The sequence below is a fragment of the Ruegeria sp. AA3 genome (assembly GCF_056542905.1).
This window is the reverse complement of sequence record NZ_JBQGAQ010000012.1, coordinates 1-16,042: the sequence shown is the minus strand read 5'-3', so window position 1 is coordinate 16,042 and position 16,042 is coordinate 1. Positions and strand designations below refer to the sequence as shown.

The 16,042-nt window shown below is 53.9% G+C and carries 12 protein-coding genes; 3 read left to right on the top strand and 9 right to left on the bottom strand.

Annotation, left to right across the window (positions count from 1 at the left end; genetic code table 11):
• Positions 1 to 127: 127 nt before the first annotated feature.
• Positions 128 to 1,522: an aminotransferase gene (locus tag ACR0JR_RS17845; RefSeq protein ID WP_480457252.1), complete on the top strand. Its 1,395-nt coding sequence runs from the start codon at positions 128 to 130 to the stop codon at positions 1,520 to 1,522.
• Positions 1,523 to 1,558: 36 nt separating this feature from the next.
• Here ACR0JR_RS17845 and ACR0JR_RS17840 read toward each other — a convergent pair whose 3' ends face one another.
• From ACR0JR_RS17840 to ACR0JR_RS17810, 7 genes are all read right to left on the bottom strand, one after another.
• Positions 1,559 to 3,127, bottom strand: a complete 1,569-nt coding sequence (locus ACR0JR_RS17840; RefSeq protein WP_480457251.1) for a trimethylamine methyltransferase family protein — start codon at positions 3,125 to 3,127, stop codon at positions 1,559 to 1,561.
• Positions 3,128 to 3,152: 25 nt separating this feature from the next.
• The gene (locus tag ACR0JR_RS17835) at positions 3,153 to 4,352 is read right to left on the bottom strand and encodes an aromatic ring-hydroxylating oxygenase subunit alpha (RefSeq protein WP_480457250.1); all 1,200 of its coding nucleotides are present in this window, start codon (positions 4,350 to 4,352) and stop codon (positions 3,153 to 3,155) included.
• Between the two features lie 8 nt (positions 4,353 to 4,360).
• Positions 4,361 to 6,427, bottom strand: coding sequence for an oxidoreductase (locus tag ACR0JR_RS17830; RefSeq protein WP_480457249.1), 2,067 nt, complete (start codon positions 6,425 to 6,427; stop codon positions 4,361 to 4,363).
• A gap of 94 nt (positions 6,428 to 6,521) precedes the next feature.
• A complete protein-coding gene (locus ACR0JR_RS17825; RefSeq protein WP_170475601.1) occupies positions 6,522 to 7,577 on the bottom strand; it encodes an extracellular solute-binding protein in 1,056 nt (351 codons plus the stop codon).
• Positions 7,574 to 8,689 carry an ABC transporter ATP-binding protein gene (locus ACR0JR_RS17820; RefSeq protein ID WP_480457248.1) on the bottom strand — a complete coding sequence of 372 codons (1,116 nt, stop codon included), beginning with the start codon at positions 8,687 to 8,689 and terminating at the stop codon, positions 7,574 to 7,576. Before ACR0JR_RS17820 ends, ACR0JR_RS17825 begins: the two co-directional genes overlap by 4 nt.
• A gap of 20 nt (positions 8,690 to 8,709) precedes the next feature.
• Positions 8,710 to 9,504, bottom strand: coding sequence for an ABC transporter permease (locus tag ACR0JR_RS17815; protein WP_480457247.1), 795 nt, complete (start codon positions 9,502 to 9,504; stop codon positions 8,710 to 8,712).
• On the bottom strand, positions 9,501 to 10,364 hold the full coding sequence (locus tag ACR0JR_RS17810; protein WP_480457246.1) for an ABC transporter permease: 864 nt from the start codon (positions 10,362 to 10,364) through the stop codon (positions 9,501 to 9,503). Before ACR0JR_RS17810 ends, ACR0JR_RS17815 begins: the two co-directional genes overlap by 4 nt.
• A 189-nt stretch (positions 10,365 to 10,553) precedes the next feature.
• Here ACR0JR_RS17810 and ACR0JR_RS17805 point away from each other — a divergent pair, with 189 nt between their 5' ends.
• On the top strand, positions 10,554 to 11,195 hold the full coding sequence (locus ACR0JR_RS17805) for a TetR family transcriptional regulator C-terminal domain-containing protein (RefSeq protein ID WP_480457245.1): 642 nt from the start codon (positions 10,554 to 10,556) through the stop codon (positions 11,193 to 11,195).
• Positions 11,196 to 11,581: 386 nt separating this feature from the next.
• On the opposite strand, the gene ACR0JR_RS17800 is transcribed toward ACR0JR_RS17805, so the two are convergent.
• Both ACR0JR_RS17800 and ACR0JR_RS17795 read right to left on the bottom strand, forming a co-directional pair.
• A complete protein-coding gene (locus tag ACR0JR_RS17800) occupies positions 11,582 to 11,827 on the bottom strand; it encodes a hypothetical protein (protein ID WP_480457244.1) in 246 nt (81 codons plus the stop codon).
• 480 nt (positions 11,828 to 12,307) lie between these two features.
• Positions 12,308 to 14,254: a DUF3604 domain-containing protein gene (locus ACR0JR_RS17795; protein ID WP_480457243.1), complete on the bottom strand. Its 1,947-nt coding sequence runs from the start codon at positions 14,252 to 14,254 to the stop codon at positions 12,308 to 12,310.
• A 253-nt stretch (positions 14,255 to 14,507) separates the two neighbouring features.
• Between ACR0JR_RS17795 and ACR0JR_RS17790 the strand changes: the two genes are divergently transcribed.
• Positions 14,508 to 15,944: an arylsulfatase gene (locus ACR0JR_RS17790; RefSeq protein WP_480457242.1), complete on the top strand. Its 1,437-nt coding sequence runs from the start codon at positions 14,508 to 14,510 to the stop codon at positions 15,942 to 15,944.
• Positions 15,945 to 16,042: the final 98 nt, after the last annotated feature.

Sequence of the window (16,042 nt, the reverse complement as noted above, 5' to 3'; positions counted from 1 at the left end):
AATTTTGCTTGTCCTTCGCTGGGGTGCTCTTTCTTGACCTTTTCGCACTTAACAGAGCAGAGGTTCAAGGATTGACATTGAATGAATGTTTGTTCATTTTGTGATATATGTTACATAACGGTGCCCTATGACCCTTTCGAACTCCGACTTTCAATCCATACGCAATTGGGACAACGAGAACTTTCTGCACCCGTGGGAAGGCATGGCATATCTTGGCCAAAACGAACGGACCTTCGCCGAAAGTGGGCTTGGCGTTCACGTCGTGACAGAGGACGGAAAGCGCCTGATAGACGGCCCTGCTGGCATGTGGTGCATTCAATTGGGCTATGGAAACACCGAGATTGCAGATGCGATGGCTCAGCAGGCAAAAGAGATGGCGTATTTTTCGCCCTTCAACAACGCCAACTCAACTCCGGCCCGGTTGGCTCATGAAATCGCCAAGAGAACGCCGGGCGATTTGAACCATGTGTTCTTCACGACAGGTGGTTCAACGGCCGTGGACAGCGCACTGCGGTTTGTACAGTTTCGCAATAACCTGCTGGGAAAACCTGAAAAGAAAATCGTGATATCGCGACAGAAAGCTTATCACGGATCGACTTATTTGGCGGCCTCAGTTTCCGGAAAAGAGCGCGACAAGGGGTGGTTGGACCAGGCAAGCCACCTGACGCGCTTCCTACCGAATGTGAATCCGTATACGCGTCGCACCGATCAGACGGTCGACGACTTTCTGGACGAAAAAATAGCGGATCTGGAAAACATGATCCTACAGGCCGGCGCAGACAAGGTCGCTGCTTTTATCGCCGAACCGATATTGTGCTCTGGTGGCGTCATTGTGCCTCCGCTAGGATATCATCAGCGCTGTCTGGAAATTTGCCGGAAATACGATGTCCTATATATTTCAGACGAAGTCGTGACCGGTTTCGGGAGGCTTGGACATTGGTTTGCCTCCGAAGACGTCTTTGGAATTCAACCTGATATCATCACCTGCGCCAAGGGCATGACGTCTGGGTATATACCCATGGGAGCCTGCATCATCTCAGAACGGTTGATTGCAGATGTGAGCGGAGACAACGCACAGAACGCTACGTTTTCAAACGGCTTCACCTATTCCGGCCATCCGGTGAGTGCGGCAGCAGGTTTGAAAACCATCGAGATCATGGAGCGCGACGGTATTCTGGAACATGTCCGCGCAATCACTCCGCTGTTCGAAGAGCGCCTGCAGGCTCTGGCCGATTTGCCGCTGGTCGGTGATGCCCGTGGAATGGGTCTGGTTGGCTGCGTTGAGTGCGTTGCGGATGCAGAAGCCGAAAATTTATTGGATCTAGATAAGTCGGTTGGTGCGATGATTGATCACCATTGCCAGGAAAACGGGCTGATCCTGCGGCCCATCGTAAACATGTGTGTGTTCTCCCCTCCGCTGATCATCACGGAGGACGAGTTAAACGAGATGTTTGACATCCTTGAAAAAGGAATCCGGCTGGCAACCGACGACCTGACGCGCCAAGGCGTATTCAAAGCTTAGGCACAACCGCGAAGCCTGCCCTTCCTTTAGCAGCGCTTACCCAGCGCGCATTACCTCACGGCGCAATTTGATCGGAAACCTAGACCGAACCTCTTCATCCGCCTTGCTACCAAAGTAATTCGGGTAGTGATTGGACAGAATGTCATCCACAACGGATCGGCTACGTTCGAACATGTCCTGACGACCTGCTTTCTCCCAGGTGTCAGTCAGCTCTCGGTCTAACAGGGACGGGTAGACATACTCGGTTTCCATGTACTGCAAGGTTTGAGCGTTGCCGAGGAAATGCCCGGGGTCGATTGCACATTCATGGATGACATCGACCGAAAGCGTGTCGTCGCTCACCTCGATCCCGCGAAGCGTTCGTGAGATCATTCCAGCAGCCTCATTGTCGATGACCATTGACTCAAAGCTACAGCCCATCAGGCTGCCGAGCATTCCACCAAACTCGCAGAGCCGGTTGGCCCCGGCATGGGCCGCCAAAGCGAAGGTCAGCGCTTTTTCTAGACCGTATTGTGCATCGGGGATCTTGGAATCGGTCATACCGCATCCGACGCTGGTCGGCAGGTTGTAGAAATTGCCCATCTGAATAGCAGCGGCTGAAATCAACGCCTGTTCGCCACTGCCGCCTGTAAACGATCCAGTGCGCAGATCAGTGATAAACGGCCAGGCTGCAAAGACCACCGGGGTCCCCGGATTGATCAAATTGGCGATGGCCACACATGACAAGGTCTCTGCCACCGCCTGCGCCAGCGTACCGGCCAAAGGCGCAGGAGACGTAGCCCCGGCCTGCGGTGGTACGGCCAGATCGCAAACAAGCCCCATCTTCGCTGTATCAATCAGGATCTCCAGATTTTCCCGCCCGAATCTGAGTGGTGAAACGATAGGACACCCACCAAAAATCACCGAGGGTTTTTCAAGGAATTTACCCTCCCCGCCGGACGCCAGATCGAACAGATGGATCGCGTCCTGAATATGCTCGCGCGTACGGAACGTCAGGCAAGATGGCTTCTCGCTACCCGCCAAGATGGCGTAGAGCATGCTCATATCGTGCTCGTAGTCCTGCGGCACATCCGTTGCCAGAACCGTATCACCGGTCATGTGGATGTTGTCGAGCCGGTCAACCAATCGGGTAAAGTCGTAAATGTCCTTGAGCGTTGAAGGCCGGTAACTGCGAGTCTCCGCGTCGAAAGTTGTCACGGCAGTGCCGGAGTTTGCGTAATACACCTTGTCCTTGGTGCAGTGCATATCGTCCTTACCGGCCCGAGATCCGCGTGCATGGACGTAAAATTCGCTGGCCGTCTTGGCCAAAAGATCTTCCATCAACGCGCGAGGGAAGCACAGCCTACCATGCTCGTTCACCGCTGCCCCTTTGGGCAGCACGAGATCAAGAACTTCCTGCGTTGGATCACCGACACCCGTACGCTCCAGAATGCCAAGGGCGGCTTCATGAATGCGCGACATGTCAGCGTCTGAAAGAGGCTTATATCTGCCACCCGAAATGCCCGGCCAGATTGCTTGCGAAGCGACGTTGCTGGTTCGCACGGCGGCTCGTGCTTCACGTCCACCCCCGCGCCGTCTTGATCTGCGCTTCGTTAACTCTGTCATGGTATTTCTCCGAATTCTCAGCGTGTCAGATCATGCTGAAGTAATTGCGATAGAAGCCTGGAATGCTCCATTCCATCTCGGACAGCGGTCCCGGCACGAAGTGGTGGGAGTTCACGCCTTCCTGATTGTGTCGTATGATCCGCTCATCATCGAGCGAAGTGACATGCCAGAGCCATGTCAACGCATCCTTATCGTAGTCACGACCCTCTTGAGCGTCGCCGCGCACATACCAGACGATCTGAATATCCGTTTCCTGCAGGGCGCGCGGGACGAATCGGTAGCCAACAACGTGATCTGCATAAACAAGGAAGTAGTTCAGTGTCCCGATCCCCAGATCGGTGGCACCTCCATCGTGACCTTTCAGTTCACCCAAAGGCGGCGCCAGAGGCGCTCCATCCTTGCTGCCGGTCACATAGCCGGGAAACAACGGATAGCGGCGCCAATAGACATCTGCACCCGGCGCGAGCGCGTTTTCTCCTGTCAGATCTAGCTCCTCCAAGGGAACTCCGACTTCTCCCATCCGCTCATGAAGAGCCCCGCCGAACTCCAGAACCTGAGCAGGATCCTTCAACGAATGACTGCGCGAATAGTCCTGATGAGACGGGGCGCAGTGATAGCATTCCAGGTAATTCTCCAACGCCAGTTTCCAATTTGCTGGAACTGGGTATGAGGCTTCATGAGCGACCTTCAGGTTTTCAAAGTCGAACGGTTTTGACAGTGGGGCCAACCGCTCCAATGCAGCATCTAGCGGCGGGGCGTCTTCAGCTGCACAGACAAATATCAGGCCCTGGAATATCTTCACCTGAACCGGGAACAATCCGTATTGGCCCGGGTCGAAATCCGACCCCATTGATCGTCCGTTTCGTAGCTTGCCGTTCAGGTCAAAAGTCCACGCATGATAGGGGCAAATGAAATTGCGTGCCTTGCCTTTCCGTTCAATGCAAACCCTCGATCCCCGGTGACGGCAAACGTTCAGATGCGCGCGCACCTCGCCCTCGCGATCCCGAACGATGATGATGGACTCGGGCCCATAGTCGAACAGGAAATAGTCGCCCGGTTCAGCGACCTGACTAACATGACCGACCCAGATCCAGTTACGATTCCAGAACGTACTGATATCGTTCTCGTATACTGACTGAGACGTATAGAAGTGACGGGGCAAGGCGAAGCCTTCCCTCTGTGCGCCCATCAAGTCGCGCATTACTTGCAAGTCATCTTTTGGCATGGCGCACCTCACGCAGGTTCAAAGGAAACGAGTTCCCGGCGGAAAAATTCGCGGTCGATGTCGTCTGCGTTGCGTTCGAAATTTCGGGCAGCCATGTGACCCGAATACACAGCATCCGCGATCAAGCCAGGGTTGGCGGCATCTCCGATTAATTCCAACGTATTCAGCAAACCCGCATTCGTACCGCACAGCTCGTCGTAAAGGGTGGTTTCTCGCATTCGCTGCGTCACCAGCACAACGGAGCTGCATTCAATGGAATTCTCTCGTCCCGTGTAGACGCACTGCAATGTCACCTGACCGGGCGCGACATTGGCCAAGGTCTGGGACAGGTTCAGGTGAACGCCTTTTTCCAACAGACTTCGTTGCACTTTAGTCTGCTCCAACGTCAATTCGGTAAACGGCGAAACGAGTGAGGCCGGTGTTACAAAGAAAACCTCTCGCCCGGCTTGAGCCAAATGATCGGCCAAGACTCCACCGAGATAGGCTTGATCATCATCGTAGACCACAACCGGGCCGTCCTCCGGCACGACCCCGGTCATAATGTCATCTGGAGTAAAAACCCGAGAACCTAAACCGATTGATACACCGTGAAATGCAGATTTCCCGCGCCCGTCTCGTCGCCATTTTGCGCCAGTTGAAACAAAAACGTTCGGAATACCCAGCTCGACGACTTCACTGGCTGACAAAGGGCTGTCGGTGAACAGCTGAACGTTTCCGCGTTGTTGCAGGTCGTAGATTCTGTGATCTGTCACGCGCTTCCAAGCGGATAGCCCGGTCAGGCCAGCTTCCTGCAGCACACGGCCGCCAAGCTCTTGCTTTGCCTCAGCCAGAGTTACCTCGTAGCCTCGCCGCGCCAATTGCATGGCGCATTCAAGTCCGGCTGGTCCGCTGCCGACAACAAGAGCAGCTTCTTCTTTTACCCGACGCTCAATGATCTCAGGATGCCATTTCCTCCGCCACTCTTCGCCCATAGTTGGATTCTGGGTACAGCGTATGGGGACGCCGAGAGAGTCGGATGAAACACAGATATTACAACCAATGCATTCGCGGATTTCTTCGATGCGACCTTCCTTGATCTTGTTGGGCAGAAACGGATCAGCAATGGATGGTCGCGCCGCGCCGACAAAATCAAGGATGCCCTTCCTGACCAGTGACGCCATCAAGTCCGGAGAAGTTAGACGCCCGACGCCCACAACAGGCTTGGAGGTCACTTGTTTCACAAACTCGATATATGAGGTCTGAAAGCCGTCGCGGGGCTCGAACCGGGTCGTCGCGGAATCGTTGCTCCAATCCGCTACGTTAACATCCCAAAGGTCTGGAAGCTCGGCCAACATTTCGACTACAGCACGGCCTTCTTCCTGCGCTTGCATCCCCTCTGACCCGAGCATTTCATCAACCGCAAACCGAAGGGCAATGGCGCAATCATCTCCAACCTCTTCCTTGGTTTCTTCCAGAATCTCCCGGGTCAGACGCACCCGGTTCTCCAACGAACCTCCATATTCATCCGTCCGATCATTGAACTGTGGCAGCAGAAAATGATGCGGCAGGGTCATGTGATGCCCGGCATAAACATACACAATATCGAATCCTGCTTCGCGCGAACGACGAGCCGCAGCGCGATGCCACTTGCGGAATTCGCGAATGTCCGCTTTGTCCATCGCCCTAGCCTGCTTGGGATAGGCGGTTTGCAAGGCTAGTTCTGACGGCGCCAACAAAGGTGCCCGGCTCAAATGGTTTTGCGCATGATGGCCGTTGTGAGCCAATTCAATGGCCGCCAAGGAGCCCTTTCCATGCACCGCATCGGTCATAAGACGTAGCGCCGGGATATCCCGTTCATCCCAAAGTCGGTTTTCGGCAAAGGGGGACAGGTCGGAAGTCGGGTGAATTTCCGTTTCTTGATTGGACACGACGGCCCACCCCCCTTCGGCCTTCATTGCCCGCATGGCGGCTTCGGCCTGCGGTCGCAGATGCCCCATGCCGTTGCAGTGGGGCACTTGATAGAACCGGTTTCGAGCCGTCACTGGCCCAATTTGAACCGGTTCGAAGAGTACAGAGTATCCTTCAGCGCCTGACATTGCCGCGCTTCCTCCAAGAAAATCGGAAATAGTTTCGTGGGAATGGAAGGTTTCCTACGTCCCCACCATTCCCGGCTGTGTTGTATAGCCGTCCTTAGAAGCCAGCTTTGATGCGCTCGAACTCCTTCAACATCTTGGCTTCCAGCTCAGGGTTAACCGCATCAAAGAACAGGCTGCCTTCAAAGAAGCTGTCCACATCCGAGAACCCGTAGGTTTCGATCAGTTCCGGGTCAGCTTGGGCAAACGCGTCCTCGTTGGCGTGGGCGTATCCCCAGCTTTCGATGATGTATTTACCGCTTGCGGCAGAGCTAAGCGCGTTCAGCATGTCATAGACTTGCTCATCCGACTGCTTGGCAGATTTCAGATGCACATAACCGCAGACCCAAGTTGCGATACCTTTGTCCACATCACGCATCATGACCGCTGGGGTTTCGTTCCAGATCAGGTTCAGTTCCGATTGGTTCCATCCCCAACCCAGCGTGACCTCACCGCTGGCAATTGCCTGATCCAGTTGGCCGGCGTCAGACCAATAAAAGCGCACATTGGGATGAATCGCCCGCAGATAGTCCGCTGCTTTTTGAAACTCCTCGTCACTCATATCGGTATAGCTGGAAGCGCCAGTTGCTAATGCCGCCATTGCAAAGGCACTGGAAGCGGCGTCCGGAATGGCGACTTTGCCCTGATAGGCGGGATCGGCAAGCAATTGCAGCGAAACATCGTCAGCCGAAATCATATCGGTTCGATAGATAAGGCCAGTATTGCCCCATTCGAACGGCACCATGTAGGTCTGCCCGTCGATGGTGATGCCATCGACCTCTTTGATCTTGGGCATCAGTTTGTCCCAATTCTCCAGCTTACTGGTGTCGATCGGCTTGATCATGTCTGCCGCTACCCATTTTCTCAGGGCGTCTGTGCAGGGGTGTGCCAAATCGGCTTCAAACCCAGACTGAAGCTTGGTGAACGCTTCTTCCACGCTGCCAAAATAGGTGTAGCTGGGCGCGCCGCCGTACTTTTCGACATAGTCGCCGTAGAAACCCTGATCCTCATATCCGGACCAGTCAAAAACGGTCAGATCAGCGGCATTGGCGAGAGCTTGACTGGCCGTAAAGGTGGCAATCAATGCTGCCGTAAGTGATGCTGTTTTACTCATTTCTCTCCTCCCAAAGATTCACGTTTACCCAAGTCAATCACCGAGGCGCTTTGAACGCCCAGCCAGACGGTATCGCCCCGGCTGTGATCGACTGTGTGAAAGTAGTTTGGTACGGCGACGGCTATGCTGTCCTTCAAACCATCGACCCGTACATAATAGTGGACGCTTTCACCATAGAAGGCGACGTCGGACACCTCGCCCTGAACAAGAGCATCGTAACCATCCGGTTTTTCCGCGCTGATCTCCAATTGCTCGGGCCGAACGCCGACCAGAAGCTCTTTATCGTGCACCTGAACGTTGGGGTTCACCCCGATTGTCATCTGCCCAAATCCTTGAACATTAACCTCCAGCGATTCAGAGTTCTCAGCTGTCACCTCGGCATCCAGAAAGTTCATTCCGCCGATGAAAGAGGCCACTTCACGGTTGCAAGGCTGGGAATAAAGGACCTCGGGCTTGTCGACCTGCTTGAGCTGCCCGGCGAACATGACGCCGATGCGGTCGGACATGGTCATCGCCTCGTACTGGTCATGCGTGACCATGACGAAAGTAATTCCAAGCTTCTGCTGAAGACGGCGCATTTCCAATTGCATCGCCTCGCGCAGATTTTTGTCCAATGCGGATAAAGGCTCATCGAGCAACAACACTTTAGGCCGCATGACTAGCGCTCGGGCAAGCGCTACACGTTGCCTCTGACCTCCCGACAGCTCATTGGCTTTGCGGTCCTGCAAGCCGCCAAGCTCAACCATCTCAAGCGCCTCGGCAACGCGTTCCTTGATTTCGTTCCGCGAGAGCTTTGTCTTGCGCAATCCGAAGCCAACATTGTCGCCGACATTCAGATGCGGGAAGATCGCATAGCTTTGGAACACCATATTAGTGGGACGCTTGTTGGCAGGCACCTCTCCCATCGTTCGACCATCGATCCGGATCTCGCCTTCTTCGTGATCTTGAAAACCCGCGATGATGCGCAAGGCTGTTGTCTTTCCGCAGCCCGAAGGGCCAAGCAGCGAAAAGAACTCACCCTCTTTCAAGGTCAGGTTCAGATCGGACACAGCCACAAAGGAACCAAAGCGTTTTTCGACGCCCTTGATCTCGATGATGTTCTGTTCGCTCATCTTACTTGTTTCCTTTGGCTTCAATCGGAGGATTGGATGGAACGGCGGCGGAAGTATTCGGCAATCAACAACAGCAGAACGGAAGAAAGCAAAAGCAGCGATCCCAGCGCCAACGTGTTGGGCAGCTTTGCCGGAAAGCGAATTTGGCTCCAGATATAGACCGGCAATGTCGGGCTGTTCCCGGATAAGAAAAATGCCAGGACGAACTCGTCAAAAGACACGGTAAACGTGACCAAAAGGCTGGCGATGATGCCCGGCGCGACGATTGGCAGAGTGACGCGCCGAAACGTTCCTACAACGCTTTCACCCAGGTCGAACGCGGCCTCCTCCAAGGATTGGTCGAAATCGTCAAATGCAGACTTCATGATCGATACGGAAAAGGGCAACGCCACGAACACATGCCCGAGGATCACGGTGGTCAGCGATGGTTTCAAGCCCATGCTGATGAAAAGAACCAACATCGAACTGGCCACGATGATGCCGGGAATGACCAGTGGAAGCATGACCAGTCCCTCAGATAACTCACGCCCCGCGAAACGATATCGAACATAGGCGCGAGCTGCGAAGAGGCCCAGAGATGTTGCCATCAGGGCAGTCACGCTGCCGACGATCAGAGAATTCACCATAGCCTGTAGCAGCGTGTCCTGCTGACCCAACTGCGCGTACCATTTCAGCGTAAAACCCTTCAGAGGGAAAGCCACGATGGTTCCGTCATTGAACGAAAACAGCGGCAAGAGCAGTACTGGCAGATACAGAAACACCAGATAGGCGATCGCGTAAACAGCCAACCATGGGATACGAATGACCTTGGTCATCTGATCCTCCGGCCCAATGCGGTGACGGCCACCACGAACAGGATTGCAACGCAGCCAACCGAAAGCATGGCAAGCAGAGACAGGGTTGCACCCAACGGCCAGTTGTTGGCGGCGCCAAACTGCACCTGGATCAAGTTCGCCACCATTTTGCCCTGCGAACCTCCGACCAAGGCTGGAGTGACGTAATCACCCACCGTGGGAATGAAAATGATCAGGCAGGCCGCGATGATACCCGGAACTGTGAGGGGCAGAGACACGCGGACAAACCTTTCGAGTTTGCTGCAACCTAGATCCGTTGCAGCCTCCAACAGGCTGCGATCGATCTTTTGCAGCGACACATAAATCGGCAGGATCGCAAACGGCGCCCAAGCGTGGGCGAGTGTCAGGACGACGGCGAACTCGTTGTAGAGCAGGAATGTCAGCGGCTCTTGTATCAAACCAAGTGAAATCAGCGCTGAGTTCAGCACCCCGTTGAAGCCAAGAATTAGCTTCCAGCTGAACACGCGCAGAAGGTAGCTGCTCCAAAATGGAATAGTGATCAGCAACAGCCAGAGGGTCTTCTTCTGTGTCCGGAACGCGATGAAGTAGGCAATCGGATAGGCCAGACAAACCGTTGCCAATGTCACCGCACCCGCAATTGCGACCGAACGGATCATTAGGTGTCGAACCAAGGGATCGGTAAATGCCTCTTCGTAGTTCGCCCAGGTCAATGTCCGGTCAATCTCGACATATGTCTGGGTCCAAAAACTGTAGGCGACAAGAATACAAAGGGGCACAGCTACAAGCAGCCCCACGTAGAGTGTCGCAGGCGCGCTCAGTGCCAGGCCCTTGCCCGTTTCACTTCGTAGTACTCCGGCCATGCTTCCCTGCTGAGCTTCGTTTTCGGTGGCGCGACATGTCGATAACAAAATGGACAATCGTCCATTTAAATCTGGAATTTTTGGACTAGTTGTGTCAACAGATAATTTGGCCACCGGGGCTGGCCAATTTCACACCGGCCACTAAAGGACACTGCAAGAGACTGAAAACAAACAGAGACGCCTGATCAAATGACTGGAAGACGACAAGAAATACGCGAACGAAATCGCCTTTCCCTGATCGAGGCAGTACTCGATTCGGTCGCAGAGAAAGGGATTTCCGAGACCTCAGTCAGCGAAATTATTCAACGTGCCGAGCTATCCCGTGGCATGATTCACCTTCATTTTGGTGGCAAGGATAACTTGGTTGACGAAGCCGCCCGCCACTCTTCCGAACAATACTACAATGGCATTTATGACTTGTTGGAAACGACCGGGCAAACCGGGCAGGAGCATATCGAGATGATTGTTCGGGGCGACTTGAGTGAGGCCATTCTCAATAAGAAAAACGTTTCCATTTGGTACGCGTTTCGTGGCGAGGCCCGAAACAGAGCAGCAATCGCTGCGTTTTCAGATACCCGCGATGCTAAGCTTCGTAATCTGGTTTTCAACGCTTTCGCTCGAATTGCGAAAGAAGCTGGAACCGAACACACTAATCAAGTTGCTAGGGATGCCACGCACGGCACACTCGCAATGCTGGAAGGCATGTGGACCGATTACCTACTCCACCCGGATTCATTTGATCGCGACGAAGCAATGAGAATTGTTTTTCGATTTCTGCGCGCAATGTTCCCGAAGCATTTTGACCTAAACGGCGCTTTGTTGTTTGAGTAGAGCTTGCGAAAGGTTTCCTATCCGGCTGCTCTAGAAGTGGACAATCCCCATCTTTCAGTCAACATGTTGGAAGCACAGTACGGACGCAAAAAGTTCAATTGAACCACCTGCTATCCGCAACCCAAAGTTGACGAATGTGCCGTAACAAACTGCGAACATCGCAGTGGCGGTTTTATGTGAAGCCATCTCCGGTTGAGTGATGGCCGTTCATTGGAACGAGTACGAAAGGCTGCCTCGCGGACGAAGCACCGATGATCGCTGCATTGCAAACGGCAATTCCCAGCCCTTCCCTGTCATTGAAAACTTGGTGATGCTTCCGCGGCCCGGCCCGGCAAAGCCTCCGCTCCCCACAATCGCTCGATAAAGACTGCGACGAAGGTGGTTTATTATTTCTTTCCGCGAGAGACTTGCTGTCCCGAAACCTCACGACTGCCGGCGTTGCCCCAACCGCTATCACTCGTGTCACCATCGATAGCGTTTTTACCACTGACCGACGGTGCGGCAGCTCCAATTCCCGGCGTACTGGAAAGAGTGTCCGCCATATTTTTCGCGGCATCGGAATTACCGTTAGCCATGGCAGGTGCAGTGAACGCGATGAGCGCGGTAGTGGAAAGTACGAAAAGCTTTTTCATTTTTAGCCCCCATTTGTTTCGATATAGGGCTTACGTTTGACGTCGTTCACCGGATCAAATTTGACAATTAATATATTCGAAACAAACTGTTTCTGAAAAATCAGCAACGCACGCAACCGCGATGCAAAATGCCAGGCACCCAGAACATGAAAAAGAGCAGATTGCCCGAAATGCCAGCAGCCGCAGTTGAATTCGCAAAGTAGGCAAGTGTTGCGTCTCGGGAAGGGATGGAAATAGCCTCACCCCCGCAAACAATAGTAATTGGGCGCTGGTGTTGCACGGAACGCCACATGGATGACAGCTTAACAACTCTCGTATAAACGGTAAATGACGGCTTTGTCCGCATAGTGGTCATGCGCGATTTTTCGGCCAACGTCCGCATCAAGCCCTAAGCGGATGTTCGTATGAACACATTAGCCTAGTGTTGCTGCGACAGGAACTGCCGGGCTTTTAACGCAACGACGTCGGATTAGGTATATTTCAGTTCTCGGGCGTATACCAAATTGGCGAAGTGTACGCGCGTTCCTGCGTTGACGTCGGAACCTCCGCGGGAAGTTCGTCTCCGAACCGAACGGAGTCGTAAATTGTCCACCTCGGTGTAGGAATTTCCAAGACACGGGCATAGTAGAAAGCCCGCACTGAAGGATCGAACTCAGGGTCGGTCCAAACAGTGATCAGCTCTGGAGACCCTATGGAATTGGTAAATGTGCCCGTTGCAACATCCACGGTGTTCCCCACTGCTGGCAAGTTGCCGTCCGCATCGGGTTCTCGGTCTCCCGACCAAGCCACGTCATAGACCCGCTCTTCGGTTTCGCCGCTGGAATTTAGCCAACCTTTCACAATCTGAACACGGTCGAGATTGCCGGAGAACGGATCTTTCAGCGCAGCGACCAAGAAAGTTGGGGCGTCCGCGCCTTCTGTCGCGCCTGCGAGGTCCCCACCCATCGGAACTCCTTTTTCATATCCTATATCTGCGGGCAAACGAGACCTTGCATCAGCTTCCGTAAAATCCCAGCCACCAAAGAAACGAACCGCGATGCGACTACCGGTTGTCCCGTAAACTTCTTTCCGTTCCATGGCGTCGAATATGGCTTCGCGTGTGTTGTCCTGAGCCCAGACCGCTGCATAGCCAGAGGCTGCCATTTCCCACCCGAGAATCCTCAAGGCATCAAACTCGCCAACGACATGCTGCCAACGGCCAGGTTCCGGCTCGACGCCAGAGTGTTTGCCAAAGAAATTGTCTTCTTCCGCCGTGGCCAACGCCGTATGGCTGTCAGTCGAGCCCACTACTCCGAACTTGTATGGATTGGTGCCGAGCTGAGCCTCTAGTTTGAGACCGTTCTTCAAAGCCTCACGGGCATACTCGTATTGCAGCATCCAATCTTCTTTGGGTGTCGGACCCAGATTGGACTTATCCCAGGTTTCATAGTCCGCGAACTCATCGTTCGGGCTGAGAAACGGATGCGTTTCTCCGTCACCCTTGATTTGGGTGATCTCGTACATTGGTTCCCACTTCGCACGCCGTTCTGCGTAGTCTGCTGTCAACGGTTCACCCGATTCCGGGTTAGTTTCGACTGGGAACATTAGACCGTTAGAGACGTTGCCGTTGTGGGCAAGGGCGAGTACACGACCGCCAGTCTCTTGTTCATATGTTTCCATCCAGTCCCATAACCGTTCCGGATTAAAGGTTTCTGCGGTTGTGAAGGGCAGCATTTGCCGGGCGCGAATGGCATCATCTCGATAAATCACGTTACGGTGGAGGTTGTTGCCAGCTTCGGTGGACGTCCATTCGTATCCAATGAACGCAGTGAATGTGCCGGGGGCGTTGTGATGATCCGCAGTTTGTGTGAACTCGTCCCATACGGATTGTACGAACCTGCGATCTGCGACAGCCTCGGGAAGTGCCTCGCCGGTGATGCCAGCAAAGGTTTCGATGACTTCCATAGTGGCTCCAAGTGCAACGTCTCCGCCCGCGTTAAGCCGTTCGCTCCAGTCTCGGAGCGTTGCATCGCGCATCAGCGTGGAATTTCCCGCGATGATTTCATTCATTGCACCTATGGCATCAGAATGATCGGATACAACAAGCCAGTCGAGCGGGCGCGACAGCTTCACGCGCAGGCCGTGCGATGTGGTGACTTCCTCACCACGTGCAAACCTATAGGCATCGTCGGGGCTCAGAATGACACCAAATCCGCGGGCGTCGAGTGAGTTTGACGTGTGCAGGTGAGTGTCACCCCACAATGGGCGTGTAGGAAAATCTCGACCCGCATAAGGTGAGAAATCAGCAGGCGCGGGTTCACGCATATCATCAACTGATATGGTCATCTCTCCAACTTGCCCACCTTCTGCGGCCTCTTGAGCATGTGAAGAGCTTGTTATGAATGCTGCGGAAACTATTGCTGTTGATGTCGTCAGAAAAAACTTCATTTGAACCTCCCAGCCGAGCTGAATGCCAGCCCATGCCAACATCTGACGTGGCTGTTCGTCAAGGAAAACAACGGTTTTTCTTAGTTTGGCATTAGAAATCCCGGGGGAGGTTCGACTATTCCCGGACCGCAGCTTCGCGCGTAACTTTGACGTTCAGCCGCTGTGCTAAAGTTCCGCTACAAATGGATGCTCTTGACGACTGGTGACTTGCTTCTTCAGTCTTGGATCCGTGATCTTGACTGGAGTCGTTGTTATGAAATGGTTATCGCGAACATTCCTACTGGCCTTAACTCTTCTGTTTGCCACGGTTGCTTCTGCTCAAGATAAACCCAACATCGTATTCATATTTCTAGATAATTTTGGCTGGGGTGAGCCCGGTTTCAACGGTGGCGGCATTATCCGTGGCACAGCGACTCCCGAGATGGACGCCCTCGCTGCGGAAGGGTTACGACTCACAAACTTCAACGTGGAAAGCCAGTGCACGCCGTCCCGTGCAGCGACCATGACAGGACGATACGGTATCCGAAGCGGCAACCACACGGTCCCACTGGGCGGCGGCGTCTACGGCTTAACTCAGTGGGAAATCACAATGGCTGAGATGCTAAAGGATGTAGGATACAACACGGCCATGTACGGCAAGTGGCACCTTGGCTGGACCGAAGGACGCTATCCAACGAATCAAGGATTCGACGAATTTTACGGAGTTGAGACCACTGACGTTACAGTCTGGCGCACGCTTCCGGGATTTGCTGAAGCCAACATGGAAGAGCCTGTTGTGATGCAGGGTGTTGCAGGCGAGCCAGCAACCATCGCGCGGGACTACGATCTGGATTATCGCGGCGAGATAGATGGCGAACTGACGAAAAAGGCTATCAACTTTATCGAAGCGAAGAGTGTCGAAGATGCGCCGTTTTTCATCTATCTTGCATATACGCAGACCCACTATCCAAATATCGCGTCCGAGGAGTTTGATGGCGCCACTGGAAACGGCGTCTGGGCTGACATTCTGCTTCAAACAGATAGCTATATCGGACGCATCGTTGATGCGATTGAAGCGGCAGGCGTTTCCGACGACACCGTGGTGATATTCACCGCTGACAACGGCCCCGAAGCTCTTCCGGTTGGAAATGCCAACGTCTCGCCGGTTCCTGCGGTACATGGGACTGCCGGGCCTTGGCGCGGCACTCTGTTCACCAGCCTCGAAGGAAGCATGCGTGTACCCTTTGCAATCAAGTGGCCGGGAAAGATCCCTGCCGGTTCAGAAAGCAACGATGTTGTCCACTCAATGGATCTCTATCCGACACTTGCGGCTTTTGCAGGGGGCAAGGTGCCTGAAGACAGGGCCTTTGATGGCATCGACCAGTCAAAGTTCTTTCTTGGCGCCCAACCAAACTCAAACCGAGAAGGCGTGATCGTCTACATGGGTGAGCAGATATTCGGCGTAAAATGGAAGGACTGGAAAGTTCTGTTCAAAGAGAACACAACGGCTTTTGGAGCGACGGAGTCTTTCGACACACCAAGGGTCTACAACCTTTTGAATGATCCCCATGAGCGCGAAAGCGTGCTCTTCCCACACACATGGGCGGCCGAAAAGGCGCTGCCGCAGTTGCAGGAGCACATTGCAACCTTCGAGGAATACCCTCCAATCCCACCAGGAACGCCGGATCCCTTCGAACCACCCAAAAACTGAACGGCGGCTTTGTCCGGATAGTGTTGAAAAAGTCGACGTTGGAACTGCCGATGAGCGATGGCAAAAGCCGCTTGGGATGTTCCTCTCAGCCTGTTGGT

Excerpts from the sequence above, each read along its gene's own strand:
- ACR0JR_RS17845 (WP_480457252.1), top strand. The coding sequence starts at position 128 with ATGACCCTTTCGAACTCCGACTTTCAATCCATACGCAATTGGGACAAC.
- ACR0JR_RS17840 (WP_480457251.1), bottom strand. The coding sequence starts at position 3,127 with ATGACAGAGTTAACGAAGCGCAGATCAAGACGGCGCGGGGGTGGACGT.
- ACR0JR_RS17835 (WP_480457250.1), bottom strand. The coding sequence starts at position 4,352 with ATGCCAAAAGATGACTTGCAAGTAATGCGCGACTTGATGGGCGCACAG.
- ACR0JR_RS17830 (WP_480457249.1), bottom strand. The coding sequence starts at position 6,427 with ATGTCAGGCGCTGAAGGATACTCTGTACTCTTCGAACCGGTTCAAATT.
- ACR0JR_RS17825 (WP_170475601.1), bottom strand. The coding sequence starts at position 7,577 with ATGAGTAAAACAGCATCACTTACGGCAGCATTGATTGCCACCTTTACG.
- ACR0JR_RS17820 (WP_480457248.1), bottom strand. The coding sequence starts at position 8,689 with ATGAGCGAACAGAACATCATCGAGATCAAGGGCGTCGAAAAACGCTTT.
- ACR0JR_RS17815 (WP_480457247.1), bottom strand. The coding sequence starts at position 9,504 with ATGACCAAGGTCATTCGTATCCCATGGTTGGCTGTTTACGCGATCGCC.
- ACR0JR_RS17810 (WP_480457246.1), bottom strand. The coding sequence starts at position 10,364 with ATGGCCGGAGTACTACGAAGTGAAACGGGCAAGGGCCTGGCACTGAGC.
- ACR0JR_RS17805 (WP_480457245.1), top strand. The coding sequence starts at position 10,554 with ATGACTGGAAGACGACAAGAAATACGCGAACGAAATCGCCTTTCCCTG.
- ACR0JR_RS17800 (WP_480457244.1), bottom strand. The coding sequence starts at position 11,827 with ATGAAAAAGCTTTTCGTACTTTCCACTACCGCGCTCATCGCGTTCACT.
- ACR0JR_RS17795 (WP_480457243.1), bottom strand. The coding sequence starts at position 14,254 with ATGAAGTTTTTTCTGACGACATCAACAGCAATAGTTTCCGCAGCATTC.
- ACR0JR_RS17790 (WP_480457242.1), top strand. The coding sequence starts at position 14,508 with ATGAAATGGTTATCGCGAACATTCCTACTGGCCTTAACTCTTCTGTTT.